The organism is Pseudomonas sp. ADAK7, from assembly GCF_012935675.1.
In the GTDB taxonomy this organism is placed as follows: Bacteria; Pseudomonadota; Gammaproteobacteria; order Pseudomonadales; family Pseudomonadaceae; genus Aquipseudomonas.
On sequence record NZ_CP052861.1, the window covers coordinates 6,124,901 to 6,139,941 of the forward strand.

Below are 15,041 nucleotides of genomic sequence, written 5' to 3' on the forward strand. Positions count from 1 at the left end.
TCAGTCAGTTCAGTGGCGAGGGGCTGGCTTGCCGTGTTTGGCGCGCAGCGGGTCGAGCAGTTCCGATAAACCGTTGTGGTCGATTTCCTGCATCAGCGCCAGCAAACCTCCCAGTTCGCCATGGGGGAAACCTTCCCGGGCGAACCAGTTCAGGTATTGGCCGGGCAGGTCGGCGATGATGCGGCCCTTGTATTTGCCGAAGGGCATTTCGCGGGTAATCAGCAATTCGAGCTTTTCAGGATTCATCAATCAGTCGTCTTGATTCAAACAGTCTGGAAAATACAGGCATTCTGCATGCAGGCCAAATGACAGATCATGCAAATAAAGCGGATACAGATTTCGCTGCATAAGTTAACTAGTTGAAAAATAAGGAATAAATACTCGATTCAAAGCTGGCATGCAGGCTGCAATAGCTATTGCATCTTTCATCAACCCGCGAGGAATTGAAAATGACCGACGTGAATAAAGAAGCCATCTCTGTACTCAACGACCTGATTGAAACCAGCAAAGACGGTCAGGAAGGGTTCAAGACCTGCGCTGAAGACATCAAGCACCCAGAACTCAAAACGCTGTTCGTGACCCGTTCTGCCGATTGCGCTACCGCGGCTGCCGAACTTCAGGCCGCTGTGCGTTCCATGGGCGGCGATCCGGAAACTTCCACCAGCGTCAGCGGTGATCTGCATCGTCGTTGGGTGGACGTGAAAGCGATGTTCACCGGCAAGGATGAAGAAGCTGTGCTGAACGAAGCCGAACGCGGTGAAGACCATGCGTTGAAGGCGTATAAGGAAGCGCTGGAGAAAATCAACAAACACAACCTGGTGGGTATTCGTGACCTGGTTGAACGTCAGTACCATGGCGTGCAACGCAATCACGATCAGGTGAAAGCCCTGCGTAACCAGGCGCGTGCTCGCTCGTAAGCGTTCGTCGCTGTAATAAAAAACGCCAGTCTGACTGGCGTTTTTTTATGCCTGATCGTTCCCACGCGGAGCGTAGGAACGATCAACAGATCAGCCAATGCTGATCGCCGGCAACACAGGCAAGGTCACCGTCTGTTGCTTGCGCGGCGCCAGAATCTCCGCCTCGCCATCCACTACCAGCTCATCGCGCTGGTTGAACACGCGAGTGGCAATGCGCACGCGAAACTTCGGCAGTTTTTCGAGAATTTCCAGACGCACGGTCAGGGTGTCGCCGATTTTCACCGGTTTCTGGAAGCTCATCTGCTGACCGATATAAATAGTCCCCGGCCCAGGCAACTCGCACGCCACGGCGGCGCTGATCAGCGCGCCGCTGAACATGCCGTGGGCGATGCGTTCCTTGAACATGGTGCCGGCGGCGAATTCGGCGTCCAGGTGCACCGGGTTGTGATCGCCCGACATCGCGGCGAACAACTGAATGTCGCGCTCTTCGACGGTCTTGCTGTAGCTGGCGGTCTGGCCGACTTCAAGGGCTTCGTAAGGGGTATTGGTAACCTGGGTCATCTGTCTCAATTCCTGTGACGAATTTAAAAATCCACAAAAAAGCTGTTCGAAAAACTATTCGGTTCTGGCCGGGCGGCGGTGGCTCAGCGCCTGGGCGATCCAGTTCAATACGTCGGCGGTCACTTCATCGCGGTTGCTCTCGTTGAACAGTTCGTGGCGTGCCTGCGGGTAAATATTCAATTGCAGGTTCTGACTGCCGGCCGCGCGTAGCGCATGGGCCAGATCTTTCAGACGCTTGCCTTCGCTCACCGGATCACATTCGCCGCCCATTACCAACAAGGGCAGGCCCGGATCGACCTGGGCGAGATTGGACGCTTTGCTGATTTGCTGCAAGCCGCCGAGCAAGTCGATCCACAGCTGATTGGTGCAGCGAAAGCCACAGAACGGGTCGTTGGCGTACAGATCGACTTCCGTCGGGTCGCGGCTCAACCAGTCGAACTGGGTGCGTACGGGCTTGAATTTCTTGTTGAACGAGCCGAACGACAGGAACTCGATCAGCGCGCTACGGCCCTTCGGCCCCTGGCGCAGCCGTTCAAGCCGGGCAATCTGCCGCGCCGCGCGATACAGCGACACTGGCTGAAAATTCGAACCACTGAGAATCGCTCCGTGCAGGCTGGCGCTGTGGTGCAGCAAGTAGGCCTGGGCGATGTAGCTGCCCATGCTGTGGCCCAACAGCACAATCGGTACGCCGGGGTGGTGCTGGCCGATGTGCTGGTTGAGACTGGCGAGATCGCCCACCACCTTGCACCAGCCATCGTCATCGGCGAAATGGCCGAGTGTCCCGTTTTCGGCAGTTTTGCCATGTCCGCGCAGGTCTGGTGCGTAGACGCCATAACCCTGACCACAGAGTTTTTCCGCCAGTCGGGCGTAGCGACCGCTGTGTTCGGCCATGCCATGGGCCAGCAGAATCACCGCTTTTAACGGCGAGGCGGGCAGCCATTGATTGACGAAGAGGCGGCTGTGATCACTCGCGGTCAGCCAGAAAGTGTCGTGGATCATGGCGATTCCTTTGCACGATGTGGTTGCATTGTATAGCGCATCCTTCGCTTGCCGTCTGATCAGGCCACGCCACGTTAGGAAGATTCACACGATCAATGACGCTGTTCGCCATATTTGCCTGATTCGCCATAGCTGCTAGTGTCCGTGAAGCTCCGCTTTTTGTGTTCTGTTTTCAGAAATGACAGAAAGTGGCCAAGGTGATTCAGGTAAAGAGGACAAGAACAATGCAACCTGATTTCTGGAATGACAAACGCCCGGCCGGCGTACCCCTGGACATTGATCTTGGGGCCTACAAGTCGGTGATCGAGGTGTTCGAGCGTTCCTGCAAGAAATTTGCGGATCGCCCGGCCTTCAGCAACATGGGCGTGACCCTGACCTACGCCGAACTGGAACGCTACAGCGCTGCGTTCGCCGGTTACCTGCAGGCGCACACTGATCTCGCGCCGGGGGATCGCATCGCGGTGCAGATGCCCAACGTCCTGCATTACCCGATTGCCGTGTTCGGTGCTTTGCGCGCCGGGCTGATCGTGGTCAACACCAACCCGCTGTACACCCCGCGGGAGATGCGTCATCAATTCAAGGATTCCGGTGCCCGGGCGCTGGTGTACCTGAACATGTTCGGGGCCAAGGTCCAAGAAGTGCTGGCCGACACCGACATCCAGTACCTGATCGAAGCGAAGATGGGCGACCTGATGCCCGCCGCCAAGGGCTGGCTGGTCAACACGATGGTGAGCAAGGTCAAGAAACTGGTCCCGGCCTATGCCTTGCCCCAGGCGGTTTCCTTCAAGAGCGCGCTGCGTCTGGGCCGGGGCCTGGGCATCAAGCCGCTGAAGGTCGGCCTCGACGACATCGCGGTGCTGCAATACACCGGCGGCACCACCGGCCTGGCCAAGGGCGCGATGCTCACCCACGGCAACCTGGTGGCGAACATGCAGCAGGCGCGGGCCTGTCTGGGCCAGTTCGGCAGCGACGGTCAGCCGCTGCTGCGCGAAGGCCAGGAAGTGATGATCGCGCCGCTGCCGCTCTACCATATCTATGCGTTCACGGCGAACTGCATGTGCATGATGGTGACCGGCAACCACAACGTGCTGATCTCCAATCCGCGGGACATCAAAGGCTTTATCAAGGAACTGAAGAACTGGCGGTTCTCGGCGTTGCTGGGGCTCAACACGCTGTTCGTGGCGCTGATGGATCACCCGGACTTCAAGACCCTGGACTTCTCCAGCCTCAAGCTCACCAACTCCGGCGGCACCGCGCTGGTCAAGGCCACCGCCGAGCGTTGGGAACAGCTCACCGGTTGCCGGATCACCGAAGGCTACGGCCTGACCGAAACTTCGCCGGTGGCCTGCACCAACCCGTACGGTGAAAAATCGCGGATCGGCACGGTCGGCCTGCCGGTGCCGGGGACCACGCTCAAGGTCATCAATGACGAAGGCGTCGAACAGCCGCTGGGCGAGCGTGGCGAGTTGTGCATCAAGGGCCCGCAGATCATGAAGGGCTACTGGCAGAAACCCGAAGCCACCGCCGAAGTGCTGGATGCCGAGGGCTGGTTCAAGTCCGGTGATATCGCGGTGATCGACCCGGACGGTTTTGTACGCATCGTCGATCGCAAGAAAGACATGATCATCGTCTCGGGTTTCAACGTGTACCCGAACGAAATCGAAGACGTGGTCATGGCCCACCCGAAAGTGGCCAACTGCGCGGTGATCGGCGTGCCGGACGAGCGTTCGGGGGAGGCGGTGAAGCTGTTTGTGGTGGCCCGTGAGTCGGGGGTCAGCCTTGAAGAGTTGAAGGCGTACTGCAAGGAAAACTTCACCGCGTACAAAGTGCCCAAGCACATTGTGTTGCGTGAGTCGTTGCCGATGACGCCGGTGGGCAAGATTCTGCGGCGGGAGTTGCGGGATATCGCATAAGCGTTGAATGGCCGCGCTTCGCGCGTTCGCGGGCAAGCCTCGCGCCTACAGGTTCACCGTCATTCACATTGACGCGATGCCCGTAGGAGCGAGGCTTGCCCGCGAAGCTTTTAAGGGCTGAAAAGCCCAATTTAAAGGGCTTTCAAGGTTGTATAGAATTTTTGCTCTAAAATGACTGCCGGCTATTCTTGAGTCATGAAAGTGACTGTAGAGGCCGCTTTTGGCTCTAGTCGGCCCTTGGCAAAGCTGCTACTCTCGGCGCGCTTTTGTGACTTCTCGGCCTATATAAAAGCCAGACTCACCAATAAAAAACACACACCAATAATAATCGCATCAAATGCGGTGATGAATTCGCGTTGCTGAGGAGTGGGCTTCCATGAACGAAGACTTTTGGAAGGATAAGTACCCTGCCGGGATTGCTGCCGACATCAATCCAGACGAGTATCCGAATATTCAGGCAGTGTTGAAGCAATCCTGCCAACGCTTCGCCGACAAACCGGCTTTCAGCAACCTGGGCAAGACAATCACCTACGGTGAACTGTACGAACTGTCCGGTGCCTTTGCCGCTTACCTGCAACAGCATACCGACTTGCAGCCCGGTGATCGAATCGCCGTGCAACTGCCTAACGTGTTGCAGTACCCGGTCGCCGTGTTCGGTGCGATCCGCGCCGGGCTGATCGTGGTCAACACCAACCCGCTGTACACCGCGCGGGAGATGGAACACCAATTCAACGACTCCGGTGCCAAAGCCCTGGTCTGCCTGGCCAACATGGCTCACTTGGCGCAGATCGTGGTGCCGAAAACCGGCGTCAAGCACGTGATCGTCACCGAAGTCGCCGACCTGCTGCCGCCGCTCAAGCGCCTGCTGATCAACAGCGTCATCAAGTACGTGAAGAAGATGGTCCCGGCGTACCACTTGCCCAAGGCCATCAAGTTCAACGAGGTACTGAGCAAGGGCCATGGCCAGCCAGTGGCTGAAGCCAACCCGGACAGCGGCGATGTCGCGGTGCTGCAATACACTGGCGGCACCACCGGCGTGGCCAAGGGCGCGATGCTGACCCACCGCAACCTGGTCGCCAACATGCTGCAGTGCAAGGCACTGATGGGTTCCAACCTCAATGAAGGTTGCGAGATCCTGATCACCCCGCTGCCGCTGTACCACATCTACGCCTTCACCTTTCATTGCATGGCGATGATGCTGATCGGCAACCACAACATCCTGATCAGCAATCCGCGCGATTTGACGGCGATGGTCAAGGAACTGTCGAAGTGGAAGTTCAGCGGTTTCGTTGGCCTGAACACCTTGTTCGTGGCCCTGTGCAACAACGAAGCCTTCCGCAAGCTGGATTTCTCGGCGCTGAAGGTCACCCTGTCCGGCGGCATGGCCCTGCAACTGGCTGCGGCCGAACGCTGGAAAGCCGTGACCAATTGCCCGATCTGCGAAGGCTACGGCATGACCGAAACCAGTCCGGTCGCCACCGTGAACCCGATCCAGCACATCCAGGTCGGCACCATCGGTATTCCGGTGCCGTCGACCCTGTGCAAAGTCATCGACGATGCCGGCGTTGAACAGCCGCTGGGCGAAATCGGCGAGTTGTGTGTGAAAGGTCCGCAAGTCATGAAGGGCTACTGGCAGCGCCAGGATGCCACCGATGAAATGCTCGACAGCGAAGGCTGGTTGAAGACCGGTGACATCGCTTTGATCCAGCCCGATGGCTACATGCGCATTGTCGATCGCAAGAAAGACATGATCCTGGTCTCCGGTTTCAACGTGTACCCGAACGAACTGGAAGACGTGCTTGCGACCCTGCCGGGCGTGCTGCAATGCGCGGCCATCGGCATCCCGGACGAGAAATCGGGCGAGGCGATCAAGATCTTCATCGTCGCCAAACCGGGCGTGACCCTGACCAAGGAACAGGTGATGGAGCACATGCGCGCCAACGTCACCGGCTACAAGGTCCCGCGTTCCGTGGAATTCCGCGATGCGCTGCCGACCACCAACGTCGGCAAGATCCTGCGCCGCGAACTGCGTGACGAAGAGCTGAAGAAACTGGGCGTGAAGAAAGTAGGCGCCTAAACAAAAGCCCCGCAGATGCGGGGCTTTTTTTGGCCTGACTGATCGTTCCCACGCTCCGCGTGGGAATGCAGCCCGGGACGCTCCGCGTCCCAGCAGCGGACGCAGAGCGTCCATTGAGGCATTCCCACGCAGAGCGTGGGAACGATCGGTCAGAGGCGAAACGGTGCGAAGTTGACGTTGGTGCCCGCCGGGCGCATGTCCTGCAGGTACGAGTCCTTGTCGGCGCTCAGTTCCAGGCTCAGGGCCGCTTTGCGCTTGCCTTCGTTGCGCACCACCAGGCCTTCGAGTTTTTCACGCAGGAACACCGTCGGCACTTTCAGGTGCAGCAGTTCGTCGGTGTCCGGGGTATGCATCAACAAGTGAACCCACTCGTACTGACCAACGGCCAGGCGTGCCACCGGGATGTCGAACCACCAGATGTTGCGGTTGCGGTTCAATTCGGTGAAATGGCAATTGTTGACGCCAAGCACAGCACCGCCGAGTTCCTGGTTTCTGCGGGCAATGGCCTGCTTTTTATCGAGTTTCATAACATTCCTACGGGATTGGATCTTCAGCGCCAAGGCCTGAATACGTTGCGCATTCTCGGGGGTTGCGGGGCAAACATAAAGCCCAACCTTTGCGCCGCGATGAAATGTCGCTGCAAAAATAAATGAAACTCCGTGCAAACGCCTCCGGTCAATCTTTGTGTAACGACTATGCCCCTTGAATTGTTCACAGGAGAAACACCATGAGCAGCACTGGCGATAAAGTTAAAGGCGTGGCAAACGAAGCAGTCGGCAACGTCAAGCAAGGCGTCGGCAAAGCCACTGACAACACCAAACTGCAAGTCGAAGGCAAAATCCAGGAGAAGAAAGGCGAAGCCCAGCAAGCCGTGGGCAAAGCCAAGGATGCCATCAAGAAAGGTGTCGACAAGGCGTGATTCGGCCTTTGAAGACGGTAAAGAAACGGCCATCCGCGGATGGCCGTTTTTGTGTCAGATGCAACGGATAAACAACGCAATTGTTTCAAAGTCGCCAAGTAGGCTACTTTGATGTAGAAAACGGCCCCTGAGTCGCCACGACTTCAACCTTTTGCGGCGAAAGGAGACGCTAATGATTTTCCCCGACATGAAAGGCCTGCCCATCCACCGCGTGATGGTGCGCACGGTCAAAGAATTCATCGACGATGAAATGTCGACCTACGCTTCGGCGCTGGCCTATCAAATGCTGTTCTCGCTGTTCCCCTTCATTCTGTTCCTGATCGCCCTCATCGGTTTCCTGCACCTGCCGGACTTCTTCTCCTGGCTGCGCCTGCAATCGGAACTGGTGCTGCCGCCCCAGGCCCTGGAGCAAGTGAACCCGGTGATCGACCAGTTGCAGCAGTCCAAGGGCGGCTTGCTCTCGATCGGTATCGTCATCGCCCTGTACACCGCCTCTTCGGGCGTGCGGCTGATGATGAGCGCGATGAACGCTGCCTACGACGTGGTCGAAGGCCGCCCGGTGTGGAAGCGCTTTCCGTTGTCGATTTTCTACACCATTGGCATCGCCGGCATGCTGCTCGCCGCCGCCGCGCTGATGGTGCTCGGGCCGCAGGTGATGGGCTGGATTGCCGCGCAGGTCGGGCTCGAAGACTTCATCGTCACGGTGTGGACCATTGCGCGTTGGCCGGTGATCGTGATCCTGATGATGATCGCGGTGGCGCTGATCTATTACGTCATGCCCGATGTCCGTCAGGAGTTTCGTTTCATCACCCCCGGCTCGGTGCTAGCGGTGGTGGTGTGGATCATCGCCTCGTTGGGTTTCGCGTTTTACGTCAAGACCTTCGCCAACTACAACGCCATGTATGGCAGTATCGGCGCGATCATCGTGCTGTTGCTGTACTTCTACATTTCCGCCGCGGTGCTATTGCTCGGCGCGGAGATGAATGCGGTGATCGAACACATGTCGACCGAAGGCAAGGACCCTGGCGAAAAGGTCCCCGGCGAGCACGACCACGAAACCAAACACCACGTATCGGGACTGGGACGGGACCACTCGCTCAAGCCGAACACTGACGAAGCCTGAACATGATCCGTGAAATCCTGAAAATGGGCGATGAACGCCTGCTGCGTATCGCGCCACCGGTGCCGGCCGAGATGTTCGACAGCCCCGAGTTGTGGCAACTGATCGACGACATGTTCCAGACCATGGAAAGCGTCGGCGGTGTTGGCCTGGCCGCGCCGCAGATCGGCGTAGACCTGCAGCTGGTGATCTTCGGCTTCGAGCACAGCGAACGCTACCCTGATGCCGAAGCCGTGCCGCAGACGATCCTGATCAATCCGCTGATCACGCCGCTTAGCCCGACCCTGGAAGAGGGCTTCGAAGGATGCCTTTCCGTGCCTGGCTTGCGTGGCGCGGTGGAGCGTTATCAGGACATTCGTTATGAAGGTTTTGACCCGAAGGGCCAGCCGATTGTGCGGATTGCCTCGGGGTTTCATGCGCGTGTGGTGCAGCATGAATGCGATCACCTGATAGGCCGGTTGTACCCGTCGCGGATCACGGATTTCACCAAGTTCGGGTTTACCGAAGTCATGTTCCCGGACCTTGATCCCAACGCGGACGATTGACCACAAGCAAAAGATCGCAGCCTTCGGCGGCGCGTAGGAGTTGCCGAAGGCTGCGATCTTTTGATCTTCGCTTTTTATTTCCCAGGCTTAACAAACCGCAACGTCATCCGGTCCGACTCGCCAATCGCTACATACTTCGCCTTGTCCTTCTCTCCCAACGTCAACGCCGGCGGCAAAGTCCAGACACCTTCCGGGTAATCCTTGGTGTCCTTCGGATTAGCATTGATCTCGCTTTTCTCCTCCAGCTTGAACCCCGCATCGGTCGCCAGTTTCACCACGTACGCGGTGGTCAGGTAGCCGCTGTGCTTGATGTCGTCCAGCGACGCTCCGTCCTTGGCCCGGTGATCCACCACGCCGAGCACGCCGCCCGGTTTCAACACCTTGAAGAACGACTCGAACATCAGCGGCGCCGTGTCGGCGAGCACCCAGTTGTGCACGTTGCGAAAGGTCAGCACCGTGTCCGCCGAACCGGGTTTACCAAGCACCGGGGCCTTGGGATCAAACTCGACCACCTGGGCCTTGGCGTATTGCGCCGGGGCAGCGGCGAATTTGGCCTTCAGCGTTTCTTCATTCTTGCGCGCATAGTCGCTGACCGTCGGCGCCTGTACGGCGGCAATGTAGGTACCGTGATCCTTGAGCAACGGTGCCAGCAGTTCGCTGTACCAACCGCTGCCGGGGGTGATTTCGATAACCGTCTGGTTCGCCCGCAAACCGAAGAATTGCAGACTCTGTTGCGGATGCCGGTAGACGTCGCGCACCACGTTTTGCGGGGCGCGCCAGGTGCCTTTGAGCACCTCGGTGTATTGCTCGCTGGAGATGGGTTTGGTGTCGGCGGCGTGCGCCAGAACAGGGGTGAGCAGGGCGGTCAGGGTCAAGGCAAGTAGGGCAGGTTTCATGGCGCATCCTGGCAGATTCGAAGTCGACCCCGAGGCTAGCACGCAGCAATCAAGGGCCGATCACACATTATCGATGGAGGACCTAACCAACGGTTCTAAGCCCATGGCGATCATCGGTTTGCTGCGGGCGTAACGGGTCAGGCGCTCGACCATGGCGTAGGGCATCTGCGGGTCGAAAGTGAAGCCGCGGCGCTCGTAGAAGCCGCGCAAATCCGGGTGGCAATACAGCCAGACCGGGCTGTCGAGACCCTTGACCGCTTCGGCGATCAACGCTGCGCCGATGCCTTGTTCACGACACGCCGGATCGACGAACAACCCCGTCAACCAATACCCGCCCGCCACCGGCCGCAAACACAAGGCCGCGACGATATCCCCGCGCCGGGCCACCCACAGTTGCGCTTCGCGCACCGCTTTCATCGGCGATTGGTGGGCGCGGTAAAACTTGTTCATCAACGGCCACAACGGTTCGTCGAGCAAGGCGTATTGGGTGTCTGGCATGGGCTTTGGCTGTCAGTTGGCAAAGTGGGCGATTATAAAAGAACGCGAACGCGGCGATAGGTGTATACCTGACTTCACATCCCGTATGAGTGGAGTACGTATCATGGCCAAAGGCATGGATTCAAAAAAAGCAGCGAAGAAAAAACCGGCAAAAACCGCCGATGAAAAGCGCGCGGACAAGAAGGCCAAGAAGGTGGATGTGTTCGGGCACTAATACCTGAGTCACCCTGTATGATCGTTCCCACGCTCCCGCGTGGGAATGCCTCTGGGGACGCTTCGCGTCCAGTGACGCGGAGCGTCACGGGCTGCATTCCCACGCAGAGCGTGGGAACGATCAATCGTTAGCGATAAATAATCTGCAAGATTTCCCCACGCCATTGCACAGAGAGGGACACGTCCCGTTCTGAGCAAAGCCATGTCCCATTACTTCGACGCCGCCCATCGAGCAGAAATCGAAACCCTGCGCCAACGCCTGACCGCTCGCACCGAGTGGCCGACCTGGTTGCTGCTGATCGGCGTGTACGCGGGCTGGTTCAGTATCGTCCTGGGCAGTGACTGGTTGGGCCTTTGGTGGAGCACGCTGTTGCTGATCCCGCTGGTGGTGCTCTGGCTGTCGGTGCAGCACGAATTGCTCCACGGTCATCCCACGCGCTGGCTGGCCCTGAACAAAGTCCTCGGTTATGCACCGTTTGCGGTGTGGTTCCCGTACACCCTGTATCGCGACAGCCACCTGCTGCACCACCACGACGAAGACCTGACCGTTCCCGGTCGCGACCCGGAAAGCCGTTACCTCACCGCCGAGCACTGGCAGCGCAGCTCCGTGGTCAAGCAGGCCCTGCACTGGCTTAATAAAACCGTATTGGGGCGCGTCATGATCGGCGCGCCCATGGCGCTGCTGGCCCTGGCGCGCAAAGAACTGCGACGTCTGAACACCGGCGAGCGCCAGGCCTGGTTGATGTGGCTGACCCACGGTACGTTCACGTTGTTGATGCTGGCGTTCATCGCGCGTTACAGCGCGCTACCGGTGTGGCATTACCTGTTACTGGTCAGTGTGCCGGCGCTGTCGATTGCGATGATTCGCTCCTACTATGAACATCGCCCCAACGCCCAGCCCGAGCAACGCACTGTGCTCAATGAAGCGGCGTGGCCGTGGAGTTGGCTGTTCCTCAACAACAACCTGCACCTGGTGCATCACGACATACCGAGCCTGCCCTGGTACGACTTGCCCAAGGCTTATCACGCCCGCCGTGAGCAATGGCAGGCACGTAGCGGCGGGTTTCTGGTGCGGGGTTATGGGCAGTTGTGGCGCCGGAATGGGCTCAGGGCGATCGACAGCCCGCAACATCCGTTTCATTGATTGGCTGAAGGGATTTCGATGACCCAGCATCTCGCCGAACTATTGATGTACGTGGCCCCGGAGCCGATCCGCCAAGCCAATGAACGCTGGCTGACAGGCATTGCCCAGCGCCTGGGTGCCTCGCGCCAAAGCGCCGACGGCCTGTCGCTGCCGGACCTCTGGCTCTCCCCGCAATTATTGCTGACGCAAACCTGCGGCTATCCGCTGATGACCTTGCTACGCGGTCAGGTCAAGGTCGTCGGCCGTCCTCGCTACGAACTGCCGGACAGCAACGGCGGCAACCATTGCAGCCTGCTGCTCAGCCGCGCCGACGATCCTCGCCGCAACTTGCCGGCCTTTTACAACAGTCGCGGGGTGATCAATGACGAAGGCTCCAACAGCGGCATGAACCTGTTGCGCCAGCGACTGGCGCCACTGCACCGCGACGGTCAGTTCTTCGCCCGTGTCGGCGTCAGCGGCGGTCACCGCGAGAGCCTGCGCTGGCTGCGTGAAGACCTCGCCGACCTGGCCGCCATCGACAGCGTGACCTTCGCCTACCTGGCGCGGCACGCCGAAGCAGAAGTGGCCGGCTTGCGCGTGATTGCTCGAAGTGCGTTCAGTCCGACCTTGCCTTACATCACCGTTGCGAGCGCCAGTGATGAACAGATCGGGCATCTTCGGCGGGTGATGAATGAAACATTGCGCGAGCTGCCGGACGTCGCCGAAATCCTCGGTCTGCAAGAGGTATTGCCGGCGACGGAAAGCGACTATCAGGTGGTGCTTGATTACCAGCAGGAAGCGGAGGCGTTGGGGTATGGGCGGTTGCGTTAGGTAAGAAAGATCAAAATAGAATATAAAAATGCATTTTAAGTATTATTAAAGAATAAGGCTCCCGTCTAGAATCGCGCCACCGGATCACCGGACATTCAGCGACCCCTAACCCCAGGAGCCCCTATGTCCGGCGCCGACCTTTCCCATCGCAATCACGTGGGCGGATTGTTCCGCGCGCATTACCCTTGGCTGTGCGCCCGGTTGCGCCGGCAGTTGGGCGCCAGCGCCAGTGTCGAAGACATCGCCGCCGAAACCTTTACCCAATTGCTCGAATCCCCGGGGCTGACGCCAATCCGCGAGCCCCGCGCGTTGCTGACCACCATCGCCCAGCGCTTGATCTATCAGCTCTGGCGCCGCCGGGATCTGGAGCGTCAGCACCTCGATCAATTGCAGCACCTCGATTCGCATCAGGCGCGATCGCCCGAAGAACTGCTGCACACCACCCAAGTCTTGAATGGCCTCGACCGTACCCTTGAACGCCTGCCGGGCAAGGTCCGGGCGACGTTCCTGCTGTCGCGCATCGACGGCCTGACCTACCCGCAAATCGCCGCCGAACTGGGCATTTCCCAGCGTTCGGTCAGCGTTTACATGACCCGCTCCCAAGCCTTGTGCGCCCAGCACAGTGCCAACGAACCCCTAAATAGAACGACCCAGAGGTCCGCATGAGATCGATCAAAACCCTGCTCGGCAGTTCGCTGCTGGCCCTGAGCCTGGTGGCCAGCCACGTGCCCGCCGCCGAAAAAACCGCGCCGATCCACTTTGGCGACATCGCCTGGGAAAGCGGCAGTTTCATCACCGAAGTCCTGCGCCTGATTGTCGAGAAAGGTTACGGCTACCCGACCGATACCTTGCCGGGCAGCACCGTCAGCCTCGAAGCGGCGCTGGCCAAGAATGACATCCAGGTGATCGGCGAAGAGTGGGCAGGGCGCAGTCCGGCGTGGGTCAAGGCCTCGAATGAAGGCAAAGTCTTCGGTCTCGGCGATACGGTAAAAGGCGCCACCGAAGGCTGGTGGGTGCCGGAATACGTGATCAAGGGTGACCCGGAGCGCGGTATCAAACCGTTGGCCCCGGAGCTGAAATCCGTCGCTGATCTGGCGCGCTACAAAGACGTGTTCCGCGACCCGGAAGATCCGAGCCGCGGTCGCTTCCTCAACAGCCCCACCGGCTGGACCTCGGAGATCGTCAACAGCCAGAAACTCAAGGCCTATGACCTGACCGCCGACTACGTCAACTTCCGCACCGGCTCCGGCGCGGCGCTGGATGCCGAGGTGGCGTCTTCGATCCGTCGCGGCAAACCGGTGCTGTTCTACTACTGGTCGCCAACGCCGTTACTGGGCCGCTTCAAACTGGTGAAACTCGAAGAACCGGCCTTCGATGCCGAAGCCTGGAAGACCCTGGCCGACGCCAACAATCCGCATCCGAAAGGCACGCGCTCGATGCCGGCGAGCCTGGCGATTGGCGTCTCCGCACCGTTCAAGGCGCAGTACCCGGATTTGGTGGCGTTCTTTGAAAAGGTCGATTTGCCGATTGATCTGCTGAACCAGACCCTGGCGCAGATGAGCGAAAAACGTCAGCAACCGCGGCAGGTCGCCGAAGCATTTTTGCGTGATCAGCCGCAGGTGTGGAAGGGCTGGGTGCCGGGGGAGGTGGCGTCCAAGGTGAGTGGGAGTTTGTGATCTGACAAACGCCAAACAATCTGTGGCGAGGGAGCTTGCTGTGGCGAGGGAGCTTGCTCCCGTTGGACCGCGCAGCGGTCCTTCTTTTATTGAGAAAGGGCCGCTTCGCGACCTGGCGGGAGCAAGCTCCCTCGCCACAGGTTCAGGCCCTACACCCATTCCGCCGCCAACGTCGCCTTCACCGCCGGGCGCTGATCAATCCTTGCCTGAAACCGCGCCAACGCCGGCCACTCCTTCAAATCAATCCCAAACCCCGTCGCCCAGCGCAACACCGTAAACAAATACGCATCCACCACGCTGAACCCGCCCGCCAGCAAATAATCCTGCCGTTCCAGCGTCTCGCTCAACACCGCAAAACGCTTGAACAGCTTCGCCTTGATCAGCGTTTTTACCTCTTCGGAAAACTGTGAATTGAACAGCCATCCAAGCCCGCCATGAATCTCGGTCGAGACGAAGTTCAGCCATTCCTGCAACCGCACGCGTTCGAACGTTCCGTTCGCCGGCGCCAGATTCGTTTCGGGCCGCAAGTCCGCCAGATATTGCAGAATCGCCGGGCCTTCGGTCAGCACCTGGCCGTTGTCCAGTTGCAGCGCCGCGACATATCCCTTGGGGTTGATCGCGAGGAAATCCTCGCCAGCGATGGTCTTCTTGGTGCTGTTATCGACGCGGATCAACTCGAACGGCAGGTCGAGTTCGCGCAACACAATGTGCGGCGCCATCGAGCAGGCTTGCGGGGCGTAATACAGCTTCATG

17 protein-coding genes are annotated in these 15,041 nt (G+C 59.1%); 10 read left to right on the forward strand and 7 right to left on the reverse strand.

Annotated elements, in window-relative coordinates:
* Positions 1–9: 9 nt before the first annotated feature.
* Entirely contained in the window at positions 10–246 is a 237-nt protein-coding gene (locus HKK53_RS28085; RefSeq protein ID WP_092278897.1) for a DUF3820 family protein, read from the reverse strand.
* Positions 247–449: 203 nt separating this feature from the next.
* On the opposite strand from HKK53_RS28085, the gene HKK53_RS28090 reads away from it, so the two are divergent.
* Positions 450–917 carry a PA2169 family four-helix-bundle protein gene (locus HKK53_RS28090; protein ID WP_169373452.1) on the forward strand — a complete coding sequence of 156 codons (468 nt, stop codon included), beginning with the start codon at positions 450–452 and terminating at the stop codon, positions 915–917.
* A 90-nt stretch (positions 918–1,007) separates the two neighbouring features.
* Here HKK53_RS28090 and HKK53_RS28095 read toward each other — a convergent pair whose 3' ends face one another.
* Both HKK53_RS28095 and HKK53_RS28100 read right to left on the reverse strand, forming a co-directional pair.
* A complete protein-coding gene (locus HKK53_RS28095) occupies positions 1,008–1,478 on the reverse strand; it encodes a MaoC family dehydratase (RefSeq protein ID WP_054044906.1) in 471 nt (156 codons plus the stop codon).
* 54 nt (positions 1,479–1,532) lie between these two features.
* The gene (locus HKK53_RS28100; RefSeq protein ID WP_169373453.1) at positions 1,533–2,477 is read right to left on the reverse strand and encodes an alpha/beta hydrolase; all 945 of its coding nucleotides are present in this window, start codon (positions 2,475–2,477) and stop codon (positions 1,533–1,535) included.
* 224 nt (positions 2,478–2,701) lie between these two features.
* Between HKK53_RS28100 and fadD2 the strand changes: the two genes are divergently transcribed.
* A complete protein-coding gene (fadD2, locus tag HKK53_RS28105) occupies positions 2,702–4,390 on the forward strand; it encodes a long-chain-fatty-acid--CoA ligase FadD2 (RefSeq protein ID WP_169373454.1) in 1,689 nt (562 codons plus the stop codon).
* Positions 4,391–4,766: 376 nt separating this feature from the next.
* Positions 4,767–6,467 carry a long-chain-fatty-acid--CoA ligase FadD1 gene (fadD1, locus tag HKK53_RS28110; protein ID WP_169373455.1) on the forward strand — a complete coding sequence of 567 codons (1,701 nt, stop codon included), beginning with the start codon at positions 4,767–4,769 and terminating at the stop codon, positions 6,465–6,467.
* Between the two features lie 149 nt (positions 6,468–6,616).
* Here the strand turns inward: fadD1 and HKK53_RS28115 are convergent, their stop codons facing one another.
* The gene (locus HKK53_RS28115) at positions 6,617–6,994 is read right to left on the reverse strand and encodes a hypothetical protein (protein ID WP_046032015.1); all 378 of its coding nucleotides are present in this window, start codon (positions 6,992–6,994) and stop codon (positions 6,617–6,619) included.
* A 200-nt stretch (positions 6,995–7,194) separates the two neighbouring features.
* Between HKK53_RS28115 and HKK53_RS28120 the strand changes: the two genes are divergently transcribed.
* From HKK53_RS28120 to def, 3 genes are all read left to right on the forward strand, one after another.
* Positions 7,195–7,386, forward strand: a complete 192-nt coding sequence (locus HKK53_RS28120) for a CsbD family protein (RefSeq protein ID WP_169373456.1) — start codon at positions 7,195–7,197, stop codon at positions 7,384–7,386.
* A gap of 172 nt (positions 7,387–7,558) precedes the next feature.
* A complete protein-coding gene (locus HKK53_RS28125) occupies positions 7,559–8,509 on the forward strand; it encodes a YihY/virulence factor BrkB family protein (protein WP_169373457.1) in 951 nt (316 codons plus the stop codon).
* 2 nt (positions 8,510–8,511) lie between these two features.
* On the forward strand, positions 8,512–9,051 hold the full coding sequence (def, locus tag HKK53_RS28130; protein WP_169373458.1) for a peptide deformylase: 540 nt from the start codon (positions 8,512–8,514) through the stop codon (positions 9,049–9,051).
* 74 nt (positions 9,052–9,125) lie between these two features.
* On the opposite strand, the gene HKK53_RS28135 is transcribed toward def, so the two are convergent.
* Positions 9,126–9,947: a class I SAM-dependent methyltransferase gene (locus tag HKK53_RS28135; protein WP_169373459.1), complete on the reverse strand. Its 822-nt coding sequence runs from the start codon at positions 9,945–9,947 to the stop codon at positions 9,126–9,128.
* A gap of 60 nt (positions 9,948–10,007) precedes the next feature.
* A complete protein-coding gene (locus tag HKK53_RS28140) occupies positions 10,008–10,445 on the reverse strand; it encodes a GNAT family N-acetyltransferase (RefSeq protein WP_169373460.1) in 438 nt (145 codons plus the stop codon).
* Between the two features lie 415 nt (positions 10,446–10,860).
* Here HKK53_RS28140 and HKK53_RS28145 point away from each other — a divergent pair, with 415 nt between their 5' ends.
* From HKK53_RS28145 to HKK53_RS28160, 4 genes are all read left to right on the forward strand, one after another.
* Positions 10,861–11,802, forward strand: coding sequence for a fatty acid desaturase (locus HKK53_RS28145; protein ID WP_169373461.1), 942 nt, complete (start codon positions 10,861–10,863; stop codon positions 11,800–11,802).
* 18 nt (positions 11,803–11,820) lie between these two features.
* On the forward strand, positions 11,821–12,612 hold the full coding sequence (locus tag HKK53_RS28150) for a phosphate/phosphite/phosphonate ABC transporter substrate-binding protein (RefSeq protein ID WP_169373462.1): 792 nt from the start codon (positions 11,821–11,823) through the stop codon (positions 12,610–12,612).
* 123 nt (positions 12,613–12,735) lie between these two features.
* A complete protein-coding gene (locus HKK53_RS28155; RefSeq protein ID WP_169373463.1) occupies positions 12,736–13,278 on the forward strand; it encodes a sigma-70 family RNA polymerase sigma factor in 543 nt (180 codons plus the stop codon).
* Positions 13,275–14,288, forward strand: a complete 1,014-nt coding sequence (locus HKK53_RS28160) for an ABC transporter substrate-binding protein (protein ID WP_169373464.1) — start codon at positions 13,275–13,277, stop codon at positions 14,286–14,288. The genes HKK53_RS28155 and HKK53_RS28160 overlap by 4 nt, the downstream gene beginning before the upstream one ends.
* Positions 14,289–14,437: 149 nt before the next feature.
* Here HKK53_RS28160 and gstA read toward each other — a convergent pair whose 3' ends face one another.
* Entirely contained in the window at positions 14,438–15,040 is a 603-nt protein-coding gene (gstA, locus tag HKK53_RS28165; RefSeq protein ID WP_169373465.1) for a glutathione transferase GstA, read from the reverse strand.
* Between the last annotated feature and the right edge of the window lies 1 nt (position 15,041).

What these genes read in the sequence shown, in the direction of transcription:
- HKK53_RS28085 (WP_092278897.1), bottom strand. Translation starts at nt 246, where the DNA reads ATGAATCCTGAAAAGCTCGAATTGCTGATTACCCGCGAAATGCCCTTC.
- HKK53_RS28090 (WP_169373452.1), top strand. Translation starts at nt 450, where the DNA reads ATGACCGACGTGAATAAAGAAGCCATCTCTGTACTCAACGACCTGATT.
- HKK53_RS28095 (WP_054044906.1), bottom strand. Translation starts at nt 1,478, where the DNA reads ATGACCCAGGTTACCAATACCCCTTACGAAGCCCTTGAAGTCGGCCAG.
- HKK53_RS28100 (WP_169373453.1), bottom strand. Translation starts at nt 2,477, where the DNA reads ATGATCCACGACACTTTCTGGCTGACCGCGAGTGATCACAGCCGCCTC.
- fadD2 (WP_169373454.1), top strand. Translation starts at nt 2,702, where the DNA reads ATGCAACCTGATTTCTGGAATGACAAACGCCCGGCCGGCGTACCCCTG.
- fadD1 (WP_169373455.1), top strand. Translation starts at nt 4,767, where the DNA reads ATGAACGAAGACTTTTGGAAGGATAAGTACCCTGCCGGGATTGCTGCC.
- HKK53_RS28115 (WP_046032015.1), bottom strand. Translation starts at nt 6,994, where the DNA reads ATGAAACTCGATAAAAAGCAGGCCATTGCCCGCAGAAACCAGGAACTC.
- HKK53_RS28120 (WP_169373456.1), top strand. Translation starts at nt 7,195, where the DNA reads ATGAGCAGCACTGGCGATAAAGTTAAAGGCGTGGCAAACGAAGCAGTC.
- HKK53_RS28125 (WP_169373457.1), top strand. Translation starts at nt 7,559, where the DNA reads ATGATTTTCCCCGACATGAAAGGCCTGCCCATCCACCGCGTGATGGTG.
- def (WP_169373458.1), top strand. Translation starts at nt 8,512, where the DNA reads ATGATCCGTGAAATCCTGAAAATGGGCGATGAACGCCTGCTGCGTATC.
- HKK53_RS28135 (WP_169373459.1), bottom strand. Translation starts at nt 9,947, where the DNA reads ATGAAACCTGCCCTACTTGCCTTGACCCTGACCGCCCTGCTCACCCCT.
- HKK53_RS28140 (WP_169373460.1), bottom strand. Translation starts at nt 10,445, where the DNA reads ATGCCAGACACCCAATACGCCTTGCTCGACGAACCGTTGTGGCCGTTG.
- HKK53_RS28145 (WP_169373461.1), top strand. Translation starts at nt 10,861, where the DNA reads ATGTCCCATTACTTCGACGCCGCCCATCGAGCAGAAATCGAAACCCTG.
- HKK53_RS28150 (WP_169373462.1), top strand. Translation starts at nt 11,821, where the DNA reads ATGACCCAGCATCTCGCCGAACTATTGATGTACGTGGCCCCGGAGCCG.
- HKK53_RS28155 (WP_169373463.1), top strand. Translation starts at nt 12,736, where the DNA reads ATGTCCGGCGCCGACCTTTCCCATCGCAATCACGTGGGCGGATTGTTC.
- HKK53_RS28160 (WP_169373464.1), top strand. Translation starts at nt 13,275, where the DNA reads ATGAGATCGATCAAAACCCTGCTCGGCAGTTCGCTGCTGGCCCTGAGC.
- gstA (WP_169373465.1), bottom strand. Translation starts at nt 15,040, where the DNA reads ATGAAGCTGTATTACGCCCCGCAAGCCTGCTCGATGGCGCCGCACATT.